Here is a 17,002-nt window from a genome sequence, read left to right on the forward strand (position 1 = left end):
CCCCCGGTTTTTTACGGGGCAGATCAGTCCCCGGACTGGATTTTCGCCAGTGGATGATGCGCCGTCACAAGCTGCCTCAGACGTTCCGCCATGACCTGTGTGTAAATCTGGGTCGTCGCGATATCCGCATGGCCCAGCAGCATCTGAAGCGCCCTCAGATCCGCGCCATGGGCCAGAAGGTGGCTGGCAAAAGAATGTCTGAGCACGTGCGGGCTCACACGTTCAGGGTCAATTCCCGCCTTTAGCGCGCAGGCCAGCAGAATTTTGTCGAACCCCTGCCGGGTCAGTGGCTTGTCAGGATTTCTGCCTGGGAAAAGATACGGGCTTCCCAAATCCCGGTCATAGTAAACCAGAGCTTCAGCAGCCTCCCGCGCACTTCGAGACAGAGGAACCAACCGCTCACGGCCGCCTTTACCCCTCACGAGAAGCATCGCCCCCTTCGCCTTCACACATGTCGCGGGCAAAGACAGGAGTTCTGAAATTCGAAGGCCTGTTGTGTAAAGAAGTTCCAGAGCCGCACGGGACAGCAGATCACGCCGTTCACTGTCGTGCCCTCTGGTGCCTTCTTCTAGAAGCAGTCGAATTTCTTTCTCATCCAGAGGACGAGGAAGCGAAGAACTGACTTTCGGAGCCTGCTGGCGATCCGTTGGATCATCGCTCCGAATCGATTCCAACATCAGGAATCGATAAAATTGCTTGAGACAGGACAGTCTGCGCGCTGCCGTACGGGCAGCCATCCCAGCCTGTGACAGTGATGTCAGGTAACTCCTGACCTGCTCTCCCGTCGCCTGCTCCAAAGACGTTGGAGCACAATGACGGGAAAAATCCGCGAGGTCAGAGGCATAGGCCTGACGCGTTTTCAGAGCTGCGCCCCGCTCTGCCGCAAGCATTTCAAGAAATGCCTCGACATGCCGATCAGCCACCTCTGACATGCGTCAGGCCTGCCTGATCAGTGCGCGGGAACGCCAGCAGGCGCCGGAACAGCAGCTCCCTGCAGAGGAGCAGGCTTGGGTGCAGGCATTGTGGGCAGCGGCGTGGATGGCGTCAGAGCGGGAGCGGCTGGAGCCACGGGTGCCGCAGCAACCGGAGCCGGAACAGGCGCAGGCTGAGCAGCTCCTGCGGCCGGAGCTGTCGGAACCGGCGGCATCGCCGGAAGAGCCGCAGCAGCAGAACCGGACGTAGCGAACATCGCCGCTGGCAGCTCTTTGTGAACCTGTGTCTGCTCAGGCGGGACAACCCCCATCCCCAGACGCAGGAAAAGTCCTCCCAGCACCACCACCAGAACCAGAGCACCAGCTCCAGCAATCATGGGCAGACGGGAAGATGAACGATCAGATTGTGCCATTATGTTCAGGTCTCAAAGTGCGGGCAGGACGTGATGCCCTCTCCTATGATAGGTAGCAGAGCATGTCACCTCTGCCACCCTCACTTTCCGCCGATCCGGCGGTATCTCTTCCCGTCCCGACCTGCACTGTTGTTCTGGTTGGCATGATGGGAGCTGGAAAAACCACTGTAGGCCGCCGCCTGGCGCAGGTCTGCCGCCTGCCCTTCGTCGATGCGGATGCAGAAATCGAACGCGCCGCAGGTTGCACGATTCCGGAAATCTTTTCCCGTCACGGAGAAGCCTATTTCCGTGCTGGCGAACGCCGGGTCATCGAGCGCCTGATCAAAGGCCCTCCCTGCATTCTCGCCACGGGTGGCGGAGCATGGATGGACGCCCAGACGCGCCGCCTTGTTCGCAAACATGCCGTCTCGATCTGGCTTCGCGCGCCTGTGCACGTTCTGCTCAGACGCGTTCAGGGCCGCGGCGGCAGGCCTTTGCTTGCTCAAGGTAGCCCGGAAGAGGTCATGACCCGGCTGGTGGGCGTTCGTTACCCTGTCTATGCGGAAGCAGACATCATTATTGATTGCGGAGACGAAACCGTGGAGCAAGGCGTGCAGCGCGTCCGTGAAACCCTCGCAGAATATCAACATCCACAGAAAGTTCCTGTCGCTCTGACACAGCACAGCTACGATGTTCTGGTCGGGCCGGATCTGATCTCGCGTGCGGGGGCGTGGGTTGCCCCATATCTGCGCCAGAAGAGAGTTGTCGTAATCACGGATGACACCGTGGCGGCCCTCCATCTGCCCCGTCTGCTTCTGTCCTTTCAGGAAACAGGCATTCAGGCAGACGTCATCTCTGTAGCTGGTGGCGAAGAGAGCAAATCCCTTCAGTGCTATGGCGACGTGATGACGCGTCTCCTGTCACTGGGAATCGAGCGTGGCACAACAATTGTCGCTCTGGGTGGTGGTGTTGTTGGCGATCTGGCCGGTTTCGTAGCCGCAACAGCCTTGCGCGGAATCCCGTTCATCCAGATTCCCACGACTCTGCTCGCACAGGTGGATAGTTCCGTCGGCGGAAAAACCGGCATCAATTCCCCGTCCGGCAAGAATCTGATTGGCGCATTCCATCAGCCCATCATCGTTCTCGCAGACAACTCCTCACTCGCGACTCTACCGCGCAGGCAGCGGATTGCGGGTTATGCCGAAATTGTGAAGTCAGGCCTGATCGCAGATCCTGACCTGTTTGCATGGTGCGAAACCAACGGACGATCCGTTCTTGATGGGGATCCGGCGGCTCTCGCGGAAGCCGTTCGACGTACCTGTACTTTCAAGGCTGCAGTCGTCGCAGCCGATGAGCGCGAGCAGGCAAAACTGAACGGTCGCGCCTTGCTAAACCTTGGTCATACCTTTGGTCACGCCCTTGAGGCGGAGCTTGGTTATGATGGACGTCTCCTGCATGGCGAAGGCGTTTCCATAGGGTTGCATCTCGCGATGGCACTGTCTGTTCAGCTCGGATATGCGCCCGCTGAAGACCTTTCCCGTCTGGACGCCCATCTGCGCAGCCTCGGAATGCCGGTCAGCTTTGATTGGTTCGATATTCCCTTCTCAGCACAGATACTTCTCGATCACATGACTCGGGACAAGAAAATGCAAGACGGGAAAATTTCCTTTGTCCTCCTGCACCGTATTGGCAAAGCATTCACAAGTCGTGACGTTCCCATGGATACGGTCCGTAACTTGCTGATAAATGAAGGCTGCAAACCATAAGGACCGTTACAGTCCTTTATGGTTCAGCCTAACTTTTTGTTTTTTAACTGCATTTGAGCAGCAGAAATTCCCGGAAGAGTCTGGCGTCCCTGCAAGTGTTCAGCTATGGCAGCAGGGACGCGAGGCGTAGATCGTGAAGCGGGCGGAATGAAATGTGACTTTTTTGTCACTCCTTCCGCCCGAGTAGGTCTGGAAGGCTCTGTCTGGCTTTGTCCGAGGGAACTCCCCGATCTATATGCGCTTATGCATCGCGCTGGGTCCGTTGGTTGAAGCAGTTTTTCCAACGGCTCGAAACGTTAGTCACTAAGAGGACGAAAACATGCGTCTCCGCACGGCACTCCTTGCCATGACGTCGATGGTCGCCGCACCGTCGCTCGCCATGGCCAGCACGATCACCGGCCCGTACGTCAACATCGGCGGTGGTTACAACCTGGTTCAGCAGCAGCACGGCCGCTTCTCACCAACCACACAGGCTGACGGCACGTCTAGCAACAACGCTAGCAGCTCACGCCTCCGCCACAAGGACGGCTTCACGGGCTTCGGTTCGTTCGGCTGGGGCTTCGGCAACGGTCTGCGCGTTGAAGTGGAGGGTGTGTACAACTACTCCCAGATCAACCACCGCACGCCGACGGCAGTTCGTGGCTCCACGAACGGTTCTGACCAGGCTTATGGCGGTTTCGTCAACGTCCTGTATGACATCGATCTGGCCCACTTCGGCCTGAACGTTCCTGTCACGCCGTTCGTTGGTGTTGGCGCTGGCTACCTGTGGCAGCACTACAACCCGATCACGACGAACTATGCCAATGGTTCCGTCAACCGTATCGGTGGCACGCAGGGCAGCTTCGCGTACCAGGGTATCGTCGGTGCAGCTTACGACATTCCGGGCGTTCCGGGTCTTGCTGTCACGACCGAATACCGCTTCATCGGTCAGCAGTTTGCTGACGGCCCGTACCGCTCCACGGCCTACAACGGCTCTGGCGTTCACAAGGGCAACGTGAACTTCGACCCACGCTTCTCGCACCAGTTCATCCTGGGTCTGCGTTATGCGTTCGACACGGCTCCGCCGCCGCCGCCGCCGGCTCCGGTCATCGTTCCGCCGGCTCCGACGCCAGCTCGTACGTACCTCGTGTTCTTCGACTGGGACAAGTCTGACCTGACGGGCCGCGCTCGTGAGATCGTTGCTCAGGCAGCTCAGGCTTCCACGCACGTCCAGACGACGCGCATCGAAGTTAACGGCTACACCGATAACTCCGCAGCCCACCCGGGCCCGCGCGGTGAGAAGTACAACATGGGTCTGTCCCTCCGCCGCGCACAGAGCGTTAAGGCTGAGCTGATCCGTGATGGCGTTCCAGCAGCTGCTGTGGACATCCATGGTTACGGTGAGCAGAAGCCACTGGTTCCGACCGGCCCGAACACCCGCGAGCCGCAGAACCGTCGCGTCGAAATCATCCTGAAGTAATTCAGTTTGAAAAGACGTCGGAGCCCTCGGGCTCCGGGTTTCTGGAAAAGGCGTCCTTCGGGGCGCCTTTTTCTGTTTCAGAGCCTTTGCAGCCTCAATCTGCACACGCTAGAGCAATACCCACAGCCCCTCCGGAGATGTCCACTTGCGACGCACCCGAATTTTCTATCCCCGTTCACGCCCGCAGGTGATTGATCAGTTCCTTCGATTTGGCGTCGTAGGGGCATTCGGCTTCTTCGTAGACTGGGGAAGCGTAGAGGCTTTGCGGCCAGAAATTGGCCTGATCGCTGCAACCATTGCAGCCTATTTTGTTGCCGCCACCGTCAACTGGATTCTGAACCGCGCCTGGACGTTTCGAACCTCGGCGGCTGATAACCAGCATCTAATCCTTCAGTGGCTCCGGTTCCTGATCGCAAATTCCTTCGGGTTCCTTCTGAACCGCGGAGCAGTCTTCCTGCTTTACGCCTTCGTGCCCTTCACAGTGCACCACCCTGTTACGGCGCTCGCGATTGGTGCGGGTTGCGGGATGATGGCCAATTTCAATCTGTCCAGGCGTCTGGTTTTCAGAGCCAAAATTCCCGAAACCCCAATGGAACTCATGCAGATGGCTGTGGAGATTCCGGCAGCAGGGCTGACCTCTCCTGACCCGGAACCTCAAATGCCCATTCTACAACCAACCATGGAACCCTTTGAGCACAAGGCCCCCTGAGGCGCACATTTCCAAGCTGCTCACAATGGTCTAGGAGTAACGCTGGTTTTTCCCGTTTTCTCCGGAATCTGACGCTTCATCCCATGACCAGCACAAACGACATCCGCTCAGCCTTCCTCGAATATTTCGGGTCGAACGGCCATCGCATTGTTCCTTCAGCGCCCCTCGTACCGCAGAACGACCCTACCCTGCTGTTTACGAACGCTGGCATGGTTCCCTTCAAGAACGTTTTTACCGGCCAGGAAACGCGCCCTTACTCCCGCGCCACAACCGCTCAGAAGGTTGTCCGCGCAGGCGGCAAGCATAACGATCTCGACAACGTCGGTTACACCGCGCGCCATCACACATTCTTTGAGATGATGGGCAACTTCAGCTTCGGTGACTATTTCAAGGCCGAAGCCATCGAGTTCGCCTGGAACCTGCTCACGAGAGACTTTGGCCTCCCCAAGGAAAAGCTTCTCGCCACGGTTTACGCTGAAGATGAAGAAGCAGCAGATCTCTGGAAAAAAGTCGCCGGCCTGAGCGATGATCGCATCATCCGTATCGGTACGTCCGACAACTTCTGGCGGATGGGCGACACCGGCCCGTGCGGTCCCTGCTCCGAAATCTTCTACGATCACGGCGACAGCGTCTTTGGTGGCCCCCCGGGCAGCCCGGACGAAGACGGTGACCGCTTCGTCGAGATCTGGAACCTCGTGTTCATGCAGTTCCTGGATCAGGCCGATGGTTCCCGCGACAATCTGCCGCGTCCTTCGATCGATACGGGCATGGGCCTGGAGCGTTTCGCTGCAATCATGCAGGGCAAGCGCGACAACTACGACACAGACACGATGCGCGCGCTCATTGAGTCTTCTGCTGACGTCATGCACCAAGATGCAGACGGACAGTTCAAGTCCAGCCATCGCGTGGTGGCGGATCATCTCCGCTCCACGGCTTTCTTGATCGCGGACGGCGTTCTTCCGTCCAAGGAAGGCCGAGGCTATGTGCTGCGTCGCATCATGCGTCGTGCCATGCGCCATCTGCACATCATGGGCGCCAAGGAACCAGTTTTCTATCGCCTGCTCCCGGCCCTGATCCAGCAAATGGGCGCGGCCTATCCGGAACTCGTGCAGCACCAGGCTCTCATCACTGAAACGATGAAGGGTGAAGAAGAGCGCTTCACAGCCCTTCTGGAACGCGGCCTGACCCTTCTGTCCGACGAAGTCAGCAACCTTGGAGACAAGCAGGCCCTTCCGGGCGATGTTGCCTTCAAGCTGTATGACACTTTTGGCTTCCCGCTTGATCTGACGCAGGACGCCCTTCGCGAGCAGGGCCGCACTGTCGATGAATCCGGCTTCGAAACAGCCATGGCTGAACAGCGCAAGCGTGCTCGCGCTGCGTGGGTCGGTTCTGGCGATACGGCAGCCGAGACCGTCTGGTTCGACGCACGTGACAAGCATGGTCCCAGCGAATTCCTGGGCTATGTGTCTGAAAAAGCCGATGCTGAAGTGTGGGGGATTTTCCGTGGAAACGACGAACTGGCCGAAGCCCCGGCCGGTGACGACATCATTGCCATCCTGCTGAACCAGACACCGTTCTATGGCGAAAGCGGCGGTCAGGTTGGCGATCACGGCACACTCACGGCGAACGGTCTGCGGGTGCAGATCACAGACACCCAGAAGCGCAACGGCGATCTGATCGTCCACTACGGCAAGGTTGTCGAAGGCACACTGAAGCCTGGCATGGCCGTTCATGCAGAGATCGACCATGATCGCCGTACGGCCGTCCGTGGCCATCACTCAGCAACGCATCTTCTGCATGAGGCCCTGCGTCGCCAGATCGGTACACACGTCACTCAGAAGGGCAGCCTGAACGCCCCTGAACGCCTACGCTTCGACATCAGCCAGCCTCGCCCGCTGACGGACGCAGAACTTCAAGCCGTTGAGGCCGAAGTCAACGCCCGTATCCGCGAAAATGCGCCCGTCGAAACGCGGCTCATGACGCAGGAGCAGGCTGTTGCCGAGGGTGCAATGGCGCTCTTCGGTGAAAAATACGGCGACGAAGTCCGCGTTGTTTCCATGGGCGTCGGAGAGGAAGGCCGTCCCGCCTACTCCATCGAACTTTGTGGTGGCACGCATGTTGGTCGCGTGGGAGAAATCGGCCCGTTCCGGATCGTGTCAGAAAGCGGTGTGTCTGCGGGCGTTCGGCGTATTGAAGCCGTCTGCGGAATTGCCGCAGAAAATCTGGCACTTGAAACTGAAAGCCGCCTGAAGCAGATCGCAGATCTTCTGAAGGTTCCGGTTTCTGATGCCATCACGCGGGTCTCGGCTCTGCTGGAAGAGCGTAAATCGCTCAACAGCCAGATTTCAGAATTGCAGCGGAAACTGGCTACAGGCGAAGGCACGGCGGCAACCGAGACCATCAACGGCATCACACTTTCAGCCCGCAATCTGGGAGACGTGAGCCCCAAGGAACTCAAAAGCCTGGCGGACAGCATCTCCAAGCAGATCGAATCTGGCGTTGTTGCTCTTATTTCAGAAGCCGATGGCCGGGGCAGCATCGTGATTTCCGTCACACCAGATCTCAAAGACCGACTGAATGCTGTCACGCTTGTCCGTGCAGCATCTGAAGTCATGGGAGGAAAAGGTGGCGGCGGACGGCCAGATATGGCGCAGGCTGGTGGCCCCAATGCAAATGCAGATGAAGTCTTTGCGAAGCTGCGCGAGCACCTTGCTGCGTCATAAACCGTAACGACAACAGATGTCAGGGCAGTAACAAATCATGAGACTACCGTTTTACTGCTTTACCTGCCCTGACAAAGCCTCCTAACTGCTCACTAGTTTATAAAAAGGAGAACACCATGGCCTGTGGTCGTGATACTCTGGCAAAACTGCTGAGCGGTGTCCGTACATTCGAGACGGACGTCTATCCTGACAGTGCGGAGCTTTTTGAGAGCCTGGCCTCCAGCCAGTCTCCTTCCACGCTGTTCATCACCTGCGCCGACAGTCGGATCAGCCCGAGCCTCATCACCCAGACTGAACCGGGTGAGCTGTTCATTGTCCGGAATGTTGGCAACATCGTGCCGGCTTACGGTGAGATGCTGGGTGGCGTTTCTTCTGCCATCGAGTACGCCGTTGCGGCACTCAAGGTAAAGAATGTCGTCATCTGCGGCCATTCCAACTGTGGCGCCATGAACGCGCTGCTGGACCTGAACGCACCGAAGCTGGACGCTCTTCCAACCGTTCGCAGCTGGCTGCGCAACGCAGAAGCAGCGCGTGCGGCTATGGGTGATCTGAAGGCAGACGATGCTGGCCCAGCAGACATCCGCCAGCTGGCAGAATACAACGTCCTGCTTCAGCTTGCTCACCTGAGAACCCACCCCGCGGTCGTTCGCGCCCTCTCTCAAGGCACACTGACCCTGCAGGGCTGGTTCTACGACATTCCAAAGGGTGAAATTCTCATTCTGGATGAGAAAACCCGCACGACCCGCTCCATCGAAAGCGTTCTTTCGGAAATGGGCGCCACACAGAAAGAAGCCGTCTGAGGTTTCTTTGCACCCTGACCCTCGCCGCATGTTTTCTATGCGGCGAGGCTTTTCCAGCCCAGGCCAGAGACATCAAGCTCTCAACCTGGAATCTGGACTGGCTCTCCCTTCGCCAGACGGGAGATCCAGCACTCCCCGACGATGTTCACGGTCGCAAACCCCGCGACTTCATTCGGCTGCACCAATACGCGACCCACCTGAACGCAGATCTCATTGCTTTTCAGGAAGTGGACGGCCCCGAACCTGCAGCGCAGGTCTTCGATCCCCAAACCTACCAGATCATTCTGTCCAACGCGCCCGTTATCCAGCGTGTCGGCCTAGCCGTCAGGCGCCCGCTGAACGTGACGGTGAATGAAGAACTCTCAGCCCTGGATGTTGCCGCTCCCAATGCGCCCCACCATCTGCGAACCGGCCTTGATGTCACGGTATCAGACGGGAAAAGCCATCTCCGTATTCTGGTTGTGCATCTGAAAACCGGCTGCTGGGATCAGCCTCTCACTCAGCGTAAACATTCTTGCCCGACCCTGTATCAACAGTTCCAGATCCTGGAAGACTGGATTGCAGAGCGTCAGGACGAAGGAGAACCCTATGCTGTTCTCGGTGACTTCAACCGCCTCCTGACCATGCACGACCCACTCATGCAGCAGATCGAGCATGATGCGCCCGTTCTTCTCACCACAGCAGGCAAAGCCAGTCCCTGCTGGAATGGAGAGTACTTCATCGACCACATCCTCCTTGGTAACGAAGCCCGCAGTTGGCTCGTCCCGGAGAGTCTACGGGTTATGACCTATCAAAACGATAGTGCGCCGGAAGGATTGTCTGACCACTGCCCCGTTTCGGTGCGCCTGCATCTGCCTTGACCGAAGCGACATCGGGGAAAGTGTTTTCCAGAACGGAATTATGCCTCATGAAGGCATGCGCTTCCCGCCTATTGTTCAAGGTTCCAACATGCCGCAGTCTCTATCCTGGCCCATCACGCCACTTCAGCCAGATGTTCAGGTGTTGGCTGACCGCCCCCTCCCTGCCCTGACGACTGAGCAGGAAGAGACCGTCTCGCGCATCTGGGCCAAGGCACTTGCGGCCTATCCCAGCCTCTACAATGGCCGTGTCTTCTGTGCCGATGAAATCACCCCAGCTCGAATTCACGGCCACTGGTCCGAATACCGTCGCGTTCTTGCACAGATGAAAGAGCCAGACGTTTATGGAGCGCACATCCTGCGACCACTAGCCGTTGTGGGGTTGATGTTTACGCCAGACGGCATCGTCATTGGCAGACGCGCTGAGACTTCGATCTATCTTCCTGGATACTGGCAGGGCGCTCCAGCGGGGAATGTTGAAAGCCGCGCGCAGGAGAGCACCATAGATCTCGCCGCGCAGCTTCTGGCGGAATGTGAAGAAGAACTTGGGCTCGTCACAGCGGAATGCAGGGTTGGACCGTCCCTTTTGGCCTGCGAGCATCCTTCATCCCATATCGTGGATATCGGGATGCGCATTGACGTCTCCCTGACTTTTGAGGACCTTCAGACGCGATGCTGCGAACAGGGCAACGCCGAATATGGCGCACTGCACCTGATCCGACCAGACCACACACCTGAAGGCCCAATGGTCCCGACCTTGGCCGCTCTGCTGGAACTGTCCTGATGCCGTATTTCACTCTCGATACTTCCAGCCTTCGACACTGGCTGACAGAGCATGCCGATCTTGCATCCCGCCTTGGTGGAAACCCAGCAGACTGGACGATCCGCGAAGTCAGCGACGGTAATCTGAACACGGTTTTTATTGTGGCCGGTCCGGATGGGCAGCTTTGCTGCAAGCAGGCTCTGCCTCATGTTCGCGTGGCACCAGAATGGCCTATGCCTCTGCAACGTGCGCTGTATGAAGCCCGTTATATGCGCGCAACGGCAGACGCTGTTCGCCCAGCCGCGCCAGAGCTGTATTTCTACGATGATGAGATGTTCCTGCTCGTCATGGAATGCCTGACGCCACATGAGGTCCTGCGCTCTGCCCTGATTCGCGATGATGCGCAGCCGGGCTTTTCGGCCAGTATCGGCAAGTATGTCGCTCGTAGCGTACACGCGACGAGCTGGATCAGCCGCCCCTTTGAAGTCGGCTCGAAACTTCTTGAGGAGTTCTCGGGCAACACGGCCCTCACCCGTATTACCGTCGACCTGATACTCACCGATCCATTCCGTCCCTGCTCCCGCAACCCGGAACCGGAGGCGGCTCTTCTGTCGGATGTGACGGCCCTGCAGGACAACAAGCCTCTTCACCGCGCAGTCGGGGTACTTCAGGATCGTTTCCTGACGGCGCGACAGGCCCTTCTACATGGAGACCTTCACACAGGCTCCATCATGCTGCATCGCAATGATGTTCGTGTAATTGACGGCGAGTTTGCCACAATGGGGCCAATCGGCTTCGATTGTGGACTTTATTTGGGCAATCTGGCCCTTCACGCCTGCGCAGCGCCCCACAAGCAGGGTTTCATTAAAACCGAGATCATTGCCTTCTGGCGCAGCTTTACAAACGAACTCCGCACCCTGCTGAAAACGGGCGGAGGAGACGTGTGGGCGCTGTCAGACGAAACACAGCGTGAAGAGCTGCTCGAAAATTTCTTGACGAGCATCCTTCAAGACACGGCAGGTTTCTGTGGTCTCGAAATGATCCGTCGAACTATCGGTTTTGCCCAGGTTGCAGATTATACACTCTGCCCAACCCCAGAAAATCGCACGCAGGCACGCCGCAAAGCTCTTCAGACAGGCCAGCGACTCATCCTTGACGCGTCCACCGTCCAGAGCCTGAGCGACGTCTTCGCCTTACTGACACTCGCTTGAGATCATGACTAACAGTCGATCTAGATAGTCCGATTTTTTTGTCTCTGCCTCGTAGTCTGTTCGCATCCATTTCTGATGCTTAAATTACAGGACAGAGTGAAAGAACCGATGCCAAGCCGATCTATCTATTTCGCAAACTCCCACCAGAGGCGCCCGTACTCAAGGTCTTTTCAAATTGCTTTGATGAACTTTAAGAAATGCAGACTTACTTAAGATGGCAGGCCAGAATATGGGATTTTACTCAGGGCCCCTCCAAGGCAGAAGAAATATTGACCATGAAAAATTAAAGACGATCGGACTAAATACATCCAAGTACAGAGTTGTAGAATCTAATAATTTAGACAAATTACCTCTTACTAGTAGCCAAAAATATCCATATTTTCAATGCAAGAAAATTTATTACCTTGGGACGCGTAGCGTTTTTTTGCCTATCATAGGTCAAAGATGACAACTGAACTGGTTATATCATCCACGTAAAACTCGTAGCGATTGCTATTTATCAAACGAAGTCAACGCAACAGCCTCAGGACAAAACCGTCCATACAATTTTCAGGAAACACCCGTTAAAATCGCTGCTACACCACTATTACCACCGACTTCAAGATAGCCAATTGGCGACACTATCCAGGCCTTGAGTCAGCAGATTTTCGGCTCGCTCCTGAGTATCTGCCTCCACATACATGCGCAACTCCGGGGCATTGCCCGACGGACGTAGGTGGATGATGTCACCATGCTTGAAGATCATACGTATGCCATCCGTTTCATTTACATGTGCTACAGGACCGCAGGCAGCTACAAACCCAAGCGCTTCGGCTACACCGGGAACATCGTCACGAAGTATCTGAAGCTGTGCTCTACTGCGTTCCGTAGATATCTCTTTCAAACGGTCACTGACAGTAAAGCGAGACGGAAGAATAAGGAGAAGTTCTTCAAGCCCTCCTCGATATTTCTGCGCCATAATCAACGCACAAATCATCGGAAGAACAGCATCCCGCGTTGGAAGTGACCGAAGTATTTTCCCATCTCGCATAACATCGCTGGCTAACAGGAAACCACCATTAGCCTCATACCCCATGGACGGAATAACGCCTTCTGCCACAGCATCCATCATAGCTGAGACAACAAATGGCGAACCAATACGCGTCCTTCGAACAGAGGGTACAAATCCTGACGCTTCAAGCGCCGTATTGCTACTAACTGGTGTCGAGACTGCAGCAGCTCCTAACTTCTGTGCGGCCAAGATGCCCAAGACGTCGCCACGGATCCAGCGCCCCCTCTGATCGGCCAGAAGAGGGCGATCAGAGTCGCCATCCGTGGTAAGGATGGCATCGTATAGGCCTTCTTGACCCCAACCACGTGCCAGATTGACGTCTTCTGGCCGCACGGCCTCCGTATCCACCGACACGAACACATCAGAACGTGCCAAAGGCACTGCTTTTCCGCCCAAAGCTTCAACAACACTTACAAGAACGTCGCGACCTACAGCGGAATGTTGGTAAATTCCTAACGTTAGACCATTCAGCGAGTCAGCACCAAAAAAGTGGCGATATCGCTCTATGTAGTCCGTTACAACGTCTGTGACGGCAGGCAATGCAACATCTGTTTTAAGCGCACCTTGAGCATCAAACCATCCCGCTGGCAGGACAACATCCTGCGTCCGCATGATAGCTTCGTCGCTTTTCAAAAACTCGCCAGAAATACGATTGAATTTGATCCCATTACGATTATCAGGAATGTGACTTCCAGTGACCATAAGCGAGGGAATACCGCGGGAAAATGCATAAAAACTCAGAGCAGGTGTTGGTACGAAACCACAAAATACTGGCTGCCCCTTCATCCATGTAATGGCCGCAGCACAAGCACGTAGAATACGTGGCGTGCTGGGGCGAAGATCTCCCGCAATAGCAACAGATGCCTTAGGGGAGAATTCGCCCAACGCTTCCAAGTGCTTTAGATACCCGACAGTATACGCGAAACACACAGCATCCGTCATAGCGGAAACGAGACCACGGGCCCCGCTGGTTCCGAATTCAACACCGGAATTTACCATCCACTCTGAAATTTTCATGTCTATCACTGCCTCCACTTTAATAAATTAATACAATATTTCGTGATATTAAGAATATTTATTATATCCTACGAAATAATACTCTACTTATGTTATCTAATTTACTCAAAGATGATTTTTTTATTTCTGGAATCCATTCTGAAAATTAAAAACCTCGCTCCCTGAGACAGGAGCGAGGTTTAAAAATCAGACCGAAGCCAGACCGATCTGCTTGATATCGTGGAACGCCAGGTCAGGGTTCATTTCGATAGTCCGGCGCATCATGAAGGACGAACTGGCAAGGAAAACCGGATCTCCATCAAGATCGTCGGCCATGGATGAGCGGTTCACCATCATGAACGCTTCGATCTTCTCCCGGCTTCCCGTAATCCAGCGAGCCAGGGTGAAGGGTGTGTTTTCGAACCCGATAGACACGCTGTATTCACCTTTCAGGCGAGACTGAAGCACGTCAAGCTGGAGCGTTCCCACCACGCCGACAATCGGCGGCAAACCATCCTGCGGACGGAAAAGCTGCACAACGCCCTCCTCGGCCAACTCTACCAGAGCCTGACGCAGCTTCTTGGCTTTCATGGCATCATCGAGACGAACACGACGCAGAATTTCAGGCGCGAAGTGCGGCACACCTGTGAAACGAAGTTCTTCACTTTCACTCAGTGTATCGCCAATACGGAGCGTCCCGTGATTGGGAATACCAACCACGTCCCCACCAAAAGCTTCCTCAGCCAACTGGCGATCACGCGCAAAGAAAAACTGCGGCGTGTGAAGGGCAAACTGCTTGCCCGTCCGCACATGCTTCAAGCGCATACCGCGCGTCAAACGCCCCGAACACACACGGGCAAAGGCCATGCGGTCGCGGTGGTTCGGGTCCATGTTGGCCTGAATTTTGAAAATCAGCGCCGTTACCTGTTGTTCGCTGGCCTGAACTTCACGAGTTTCCGTCGGTTGGGCACGCGGAGCCGGGCCGTAAGCAACAAGCGCATCCAGAAGATCGGTCACACCGATTTCTTTCATGGCCGAACCAAAGAACACCGGAGACAAATGCCCGGCATCAAAGGACTCACGGTCGAATTCTGGTAGAGCAGCTTCTACCAACTCCAGATCTTCCCGAAGCTGCACCATCCGCGGATCAGTCTCATCAACCGCATCCTTGGTGTGAACTTCACGCGTGCGGATATCAAACGTGCCGATAAACGTCGCGGCCCGGCCAATCGGCCACGTAGCAGGCGAGACGTCCAAAGCAAGAGAGTTGGAAATTTCGTCCAGAAGCGCAAAGCAATCCTGTGCTTCACGGTCCATCTTGTTGATAAACGTGATGATCGGAATGTCGCGAAGGCGGCAGATTTCGAAGAGCTTGCGTGTCCGGTCTTCGATACCCTTTGCGGCGTCAATCACCATCACCGCACAGTCCACAGCCGTCAGGGTACGATAGGTGTCTTCGGAGAAGTCTTCATGGCCCGGTGTATCAAGCAGGTTGAAGACACATCCACCGTATTCAAACGTCATAACGGACGTCACAACCGAAATGCCACGATCGCGCTCAATACCCATCCAGTCAGACTTGGTACGGCGGCGCTCACCTTTGGCGCGCACGTTTCCGGCAAGCTGAATGGCACCACCAGCCCGAAGAATACGCTCGGTCAGGGTCGTCTTACCGGCATCCGGATGGGAGATGATGGCGAAAGTCCGCCGACGGGCGATCTCGCGGTTAATTTCGGCGCTGAGAGCTTCGGACATGGAGACTCCGGGAGAGACTGGAAGCCGGGGGCTTTAAAATGAGAAACGCCGGACGGGATGACCCGCCCGGCGTTTTCCGGTCGCTTGCTGATCCAGGCCCGAAGACCCGGGATCGGAATTAGCGGGAGTAGAACTCGACGACCAGGTTCGGTTCCATCTGCACCGGATACGGCACGTCAGAGAGAACCGGCGTACGCAGGAACGTACCCTTCATCTGACGATGATCGACTTCAACGTATTCCGGCGTGTCGCGCTCGCCCGTCTGCACGGAGTCAAGAACGATGGCGAGGTGCTTGGACTTCTCGCGCACTTCGATGACGTCGCCTTCCTTCACGAGGTAGGACGGGATGTTCACCTTCTTGCCGTTGACCGTAACGTGGCCATGGCTGATGAACTGACGTGCTGCGAACGGCGTGATCGCGAACTTCAGACGGTATACAACGGCGTCCAGACGACGCTCCAGCAGACCGATCAGGTTCTCGGAGGTATCACCCTTACGACGGACGGCTTCGTCGTAGTACTTGCGGAACTGCTTTTCGCTGATGTTGCCGTAGTAGCCCTTGAGCTTCTGCTTGGCCATCAGCTGGATGGAGAAGTCAGAAGGCTTCTGCTTACGACGCTGACCATGCTGACCCGGACCGTATTCACGACGGTTCACAGGGGACTTTGCACGGCCCCAAAGGTTTACGCCGAGACGGCGATTGATCTTGTACTTGCTCTCAAGACGCTTTGACATGGGTTAACCCCTGTTCATACATCAGGCCCGCCCCATGCTGCTTGGCGAGCCGTTTTGTTGCACCGGTAGGCCTCTCCCCGAATTGGGAAAGACGGGCGCGCACCCAAAAACCGGAGCCTGCGGGGTACAGAAACCCGCTTTATTGGTCCGGCCGGTACGTCCACGTTTCCGGCAGTGGACCCGCGCCTAACAGGTCTCGCTCTGTCATGTCAATGAAAGGACGAGTCTGACCCTTGTTATTTTCTCACATCGGAGGCCTATAAAGCGCGCAACCCTTCCCTGGGGATTTGCGCTAACGGTCTGGTACTCCCCATGAATCCGGGAGCCATGTCTTTTTGAGTTTGCCCATGAAAATCTATCGCTTCAATCCCAAGGCTGGCCGCATCGCTGAGGGTTCCCTCGAAGGGCTGATCCAGTCTCTGGATTCACCGCCCCCGCCCAAGCCAGGCGAGAGCGCCATCAAGCGCGCCTTCAAGAGATTCGGTCTCGCGCAGATGCATATGTCGCATCTCGTGATTGATGACCGCACGATCTATCTGCGCGGCAAGGCCGATTCCGCCAAAGCGCGTGACCAGATGATCCTCACGGCGGGTAACGTCGCTGGCGTGGCTGCTGTGGAAGCGGAAATCCAGGTTCCCCCCGGCACGCCTGATCCGAAGTTCCTTGAAATCAAGACAAGCCATAACCTCGATGAGGTCGCCGAGAAGCTGCCGGAAGATATTTCTGGCGATGAGCTTCTTGATGCAAATCAACCGCTTGTCACAAGCAAGGATGACATTTATCCGGGTCAGACAATTCGCCTGCCAACGGAGAATTGAACTGACCTGCCCGGACACTTCCACGTGAGCGTGT

14 protein-coding genes are annotated in these 17,002 nt (G+C 56.2%); 9 read left to right on the forward strand and 5 right to left on the reverse strand.

What is annotated here, in order from left to right:
• Positions 1-23: 23 nt before the first annotated feature.
• Both M2305_RS03165 and M2305_RS03170 read right to left on the reverse strand, forming a co-directional pair.
• Positions 24-932, reverse strand: a complete 909-nt coding sequence (locus tag M2305_RS03165) for a tyrosine recombinase (RefSeq protein ID WP_264648548.1) — start codon at positions 930-932, stop codon at positions 24-26.
• 17 nt (positions 933-949) lie between these two features.
• Positions 950-1,345 (reverse strand): hypothetical protein, encoded by a 396-nt coding sequence (locus M2305_RS03170; RefSeq protein WP_099210596.1) that lies wholly within the window; start codon positions 1,343-1,345, stop codon positions 950-952.
• Positions 1,346-1,407: 62 nt separating this feature from the next.
• Between M2305_RS03170 and aroB the strand changes: the two genes are divergently transcribed.
• The 8 genes from aroB to mtnK all read left to right on the forward strand — a co-directional run bounded on the left by aroB (position 1,408) and on the right by mtnK (position 11,612).
• Entirely contained in the window at positions 1,408-3,090 is a 1,683-nt protein-coding gene (aroB, locus tag M2305_RS03175) for a 3-dehydroquinate synthase (RefSeq protein ID WP_264648549.1), read from the forward strand.
• Positions 3,091-3,409: 319 nt separating this feature from the next.
• The gene (locus M2305_RS03180) at positions 3,410-4,549 is read left to right on the forward strand and encodes an OmpA family protein (protein WP_086634439.1); all 1,140 of its coding nucleotides are present in this window, start codon (positions 3,410-3,412) and stop codon (positions 4,547-4,549) included.
• Between the two features lie 145 nt (positions 4,550-4,694).
• Entirely contained in the window at positions 4,695-5,258 is a 564-nt protein-coding gene (locus M2305_RS03185) for a GtrA family protein (protein ID WP_264648550.1), read from the forward strand.
• Positions 5,259-5,341: 83 nt separating this feature from the next.
• Positions 5,342-7,981 (forward strand): alanine--tRNA ligase, encoded by a 2,640-nt coding sequence (gene alaS, locus M2305_RS03190; RefSeq protein ID WP_264648551.1) that lies wholly within the window; start codon positions 5,342-5,344, stop codon positions 7,979-7,981.
• A gap of 116 nt (positions 7,982-8,097) precedes the next feature.
• Positions 8,098-8,781, forward strand: coding sequence for a carbonic anhydrase (locus M2305_RS03195; RefSeq protein ID WP_086634437.1), 684 nt, complete (start codon positions 8,098-8,100; stop codon positions 8,779-8,781).
• Between the two features lie 14 nt (positions 8,782-8,795).
• On the forward strand, positions 8,796-9,641 hold the full coding sequence (locus M2305_RS03200) for an endonuclease/exonuclease/phosphatase family protein (protein WP_264649925.1): 846 nt from the start codon (positions 8,796-8,798) through the stop codon (positions 9,639-9,641).
• Positions 9,642-9,681: 40 nt separating this feature from the next.
• Positions 9,682-10,422, forward strand: coding sequence for an NUDIX hydrolase (locus tag M2305_RS03205; RefSeq protein WP_264648552.1), 741 nt, complete (start codon positions 9,682-9,684; stop codon positions 10,420-10,422).
• The gene (mtnK, locus tag M2305_RS03210; protein ID WP_264648553.1) at positions 10,422-11,612 is read left to right on the forward strand and encodes an S-methyl-5-thioribose kinase; all 1,191 of its coding nucleotides are present in this window, start codon (positions 10,422-10,424) and stop codon (positions 11,610-11,612) included. The genes M2305_RS03205 and mtnK overlap by 1 nt, the downstream gene beginning before the upstream one ends.
• A gap of 598 nt (positions 11,613-12,210) precedes the next feature.
• On the opposite strand, the gene M2305_RS03215 is transcribed toward mtnK, so the two are convergent.
• From M2305_RS03215 to rpsD, 3 genes are all read right to left on the reverse strand, one after another.
• Complete coding sequence (locus M2305_RS03215; protein WP_264649926.1) at positions 12,211-13,662, reverse strand: phosphomannomutase; 1,452 nt, start codon at positions 13,660-13,662, stop codon at positions 12,211-12,213.
• A gap of 204 nt (positions 13,663-13,866) precedes the next feature.
• The gene (locus M2305_RS03220; protein WP_099210608.1) at positions 13,867-15,414 is read right to left on the reverse strand and encodes a peptide chain release factor 3; all 1,548 of its coding nucleotides are present in this window, start codon (positions 15,412-15,414) and stop codon (positions 13,867-13,869) included.
• 118 nt (positions 15,415-15,532) lie between these two features.
• Positions 15,533-16,150, reverse strand: a complete 618-nt coding sequence (gene rpsD / locus M2305_RS03225; protein WP_007282513.1) for a 30S ribosomal protein S4 — start codon at positions 16,148-16,150, stop codon at positions 15,533-15,535.
• 347 nt (positions 16,151-16,497) lie between these two features.
• On the opposite strand from rpsD, the gene M2305_RS03230 reads away from it, so the two are divergent.
• A complete protein-coding gene (locus M2305_RS03230) occupies positions 16,498-16,968 on the forward strand; it encodes a BON domain-containing protein (RefSeq protein ID WP_046899893.1) in 471 nt (156 codons plus the stop codon).
• Positions 16,969-17,002: the final 34 nt, after the last annotated feature.

The sequence above is a fragment of the Gluconobacter cerinus genome, from assembly GCF_025961355.1.
Lineage (GTDB): Bacteria > Pseudomonadota > Alphaproteobacteria > Acetobacterales > Acetobacteraceae > Gluconobacter > Gluconobacter cerinus.

Bases quoted from the DNA above. Each gene is read 5' to 3' on its own strand.
- M2305_RS03165 (WP_264648548.1), bottom strand. From the start codon at position 932: ATGTCAGAGGTGGCTGATCGGCATGTCGAGGCATTTCTTGAAATGCTT.
- M2305_RS03170 (WP_099210596.1), bottom strand. From the start codon at position 1,345: ATGGCACAATCTGATCGTTCATCTTCCCGTCTGCCCATGATTGCTGGA.
- aroB (WP_264648549.1), top strand. From the start codon at position 1,408: ATGTCACCTCTGCCACCCTCACTTTCCGCCGATCCGGCGGTATCTCTT.
- M2305_RS03180 (WP_086634439.1), top strand. From the start codon at position 3,410: ATGCGTCTCCGCACGGCACTCCTTGCCATGACGTCGATGGTCGCCGCA.
- alaS (WP_264648551.1), top strand. From the start codon at position 5,342: ATGACCAGCACAAACGACATCCGCTCAGCCTTCCTCGAATATTTCGGG.
- M2305_RS03195 (WP_086634437.1), top strand. From the start codon at position 8,098: ATGGCCTGTGGTCGTGATACTCTGGCAAAACTGCTGAGCGGTGTCCGT.
- M2305_RS03205 (WP_264648552.1), top strand. From the start codon at position 9,682: ATGCCTCATGAAGGCATGCGCTTCCCGCCTATTGTTCAAGGTTCCAAC.
- mtnK (WP_264648553.1), top strand. From the start codon at position 10,422: ATGCCGTATTTCACTCTCGATACTTCCAGCCTTCGACACTGGCTGACA.
- M2305_RS03215 (WP_264649926.1), bottom strand. From the start codon at position 13,662: ATGGTAAATTCCGGTGTTGAATTCGGAACCAGCGGGGCCCGTGGTCTC.
- M2305_RS03220 (WP_099210608.1), bottom strand. From the start codon at position 15,414: ATGTCCGAAGCTCTCAGCGCCGAAATTAACCGCGAGATCGCCCGTCGG.
- rpsD (WP_007282513.1), bottom strand. From the start codon at position 16,150: ATGTCAAAGCGTCTTGAGAGCAAGTACAAGATCAATCGCCGTCTCGGC.
- M2305_RS03230 (WP_046899893.1), top strand. From the start codon at position 16,498: ATGAAAATCTATCGCTTCAATCCCAAGGCTGGCCGCATCGCTGAGGGT.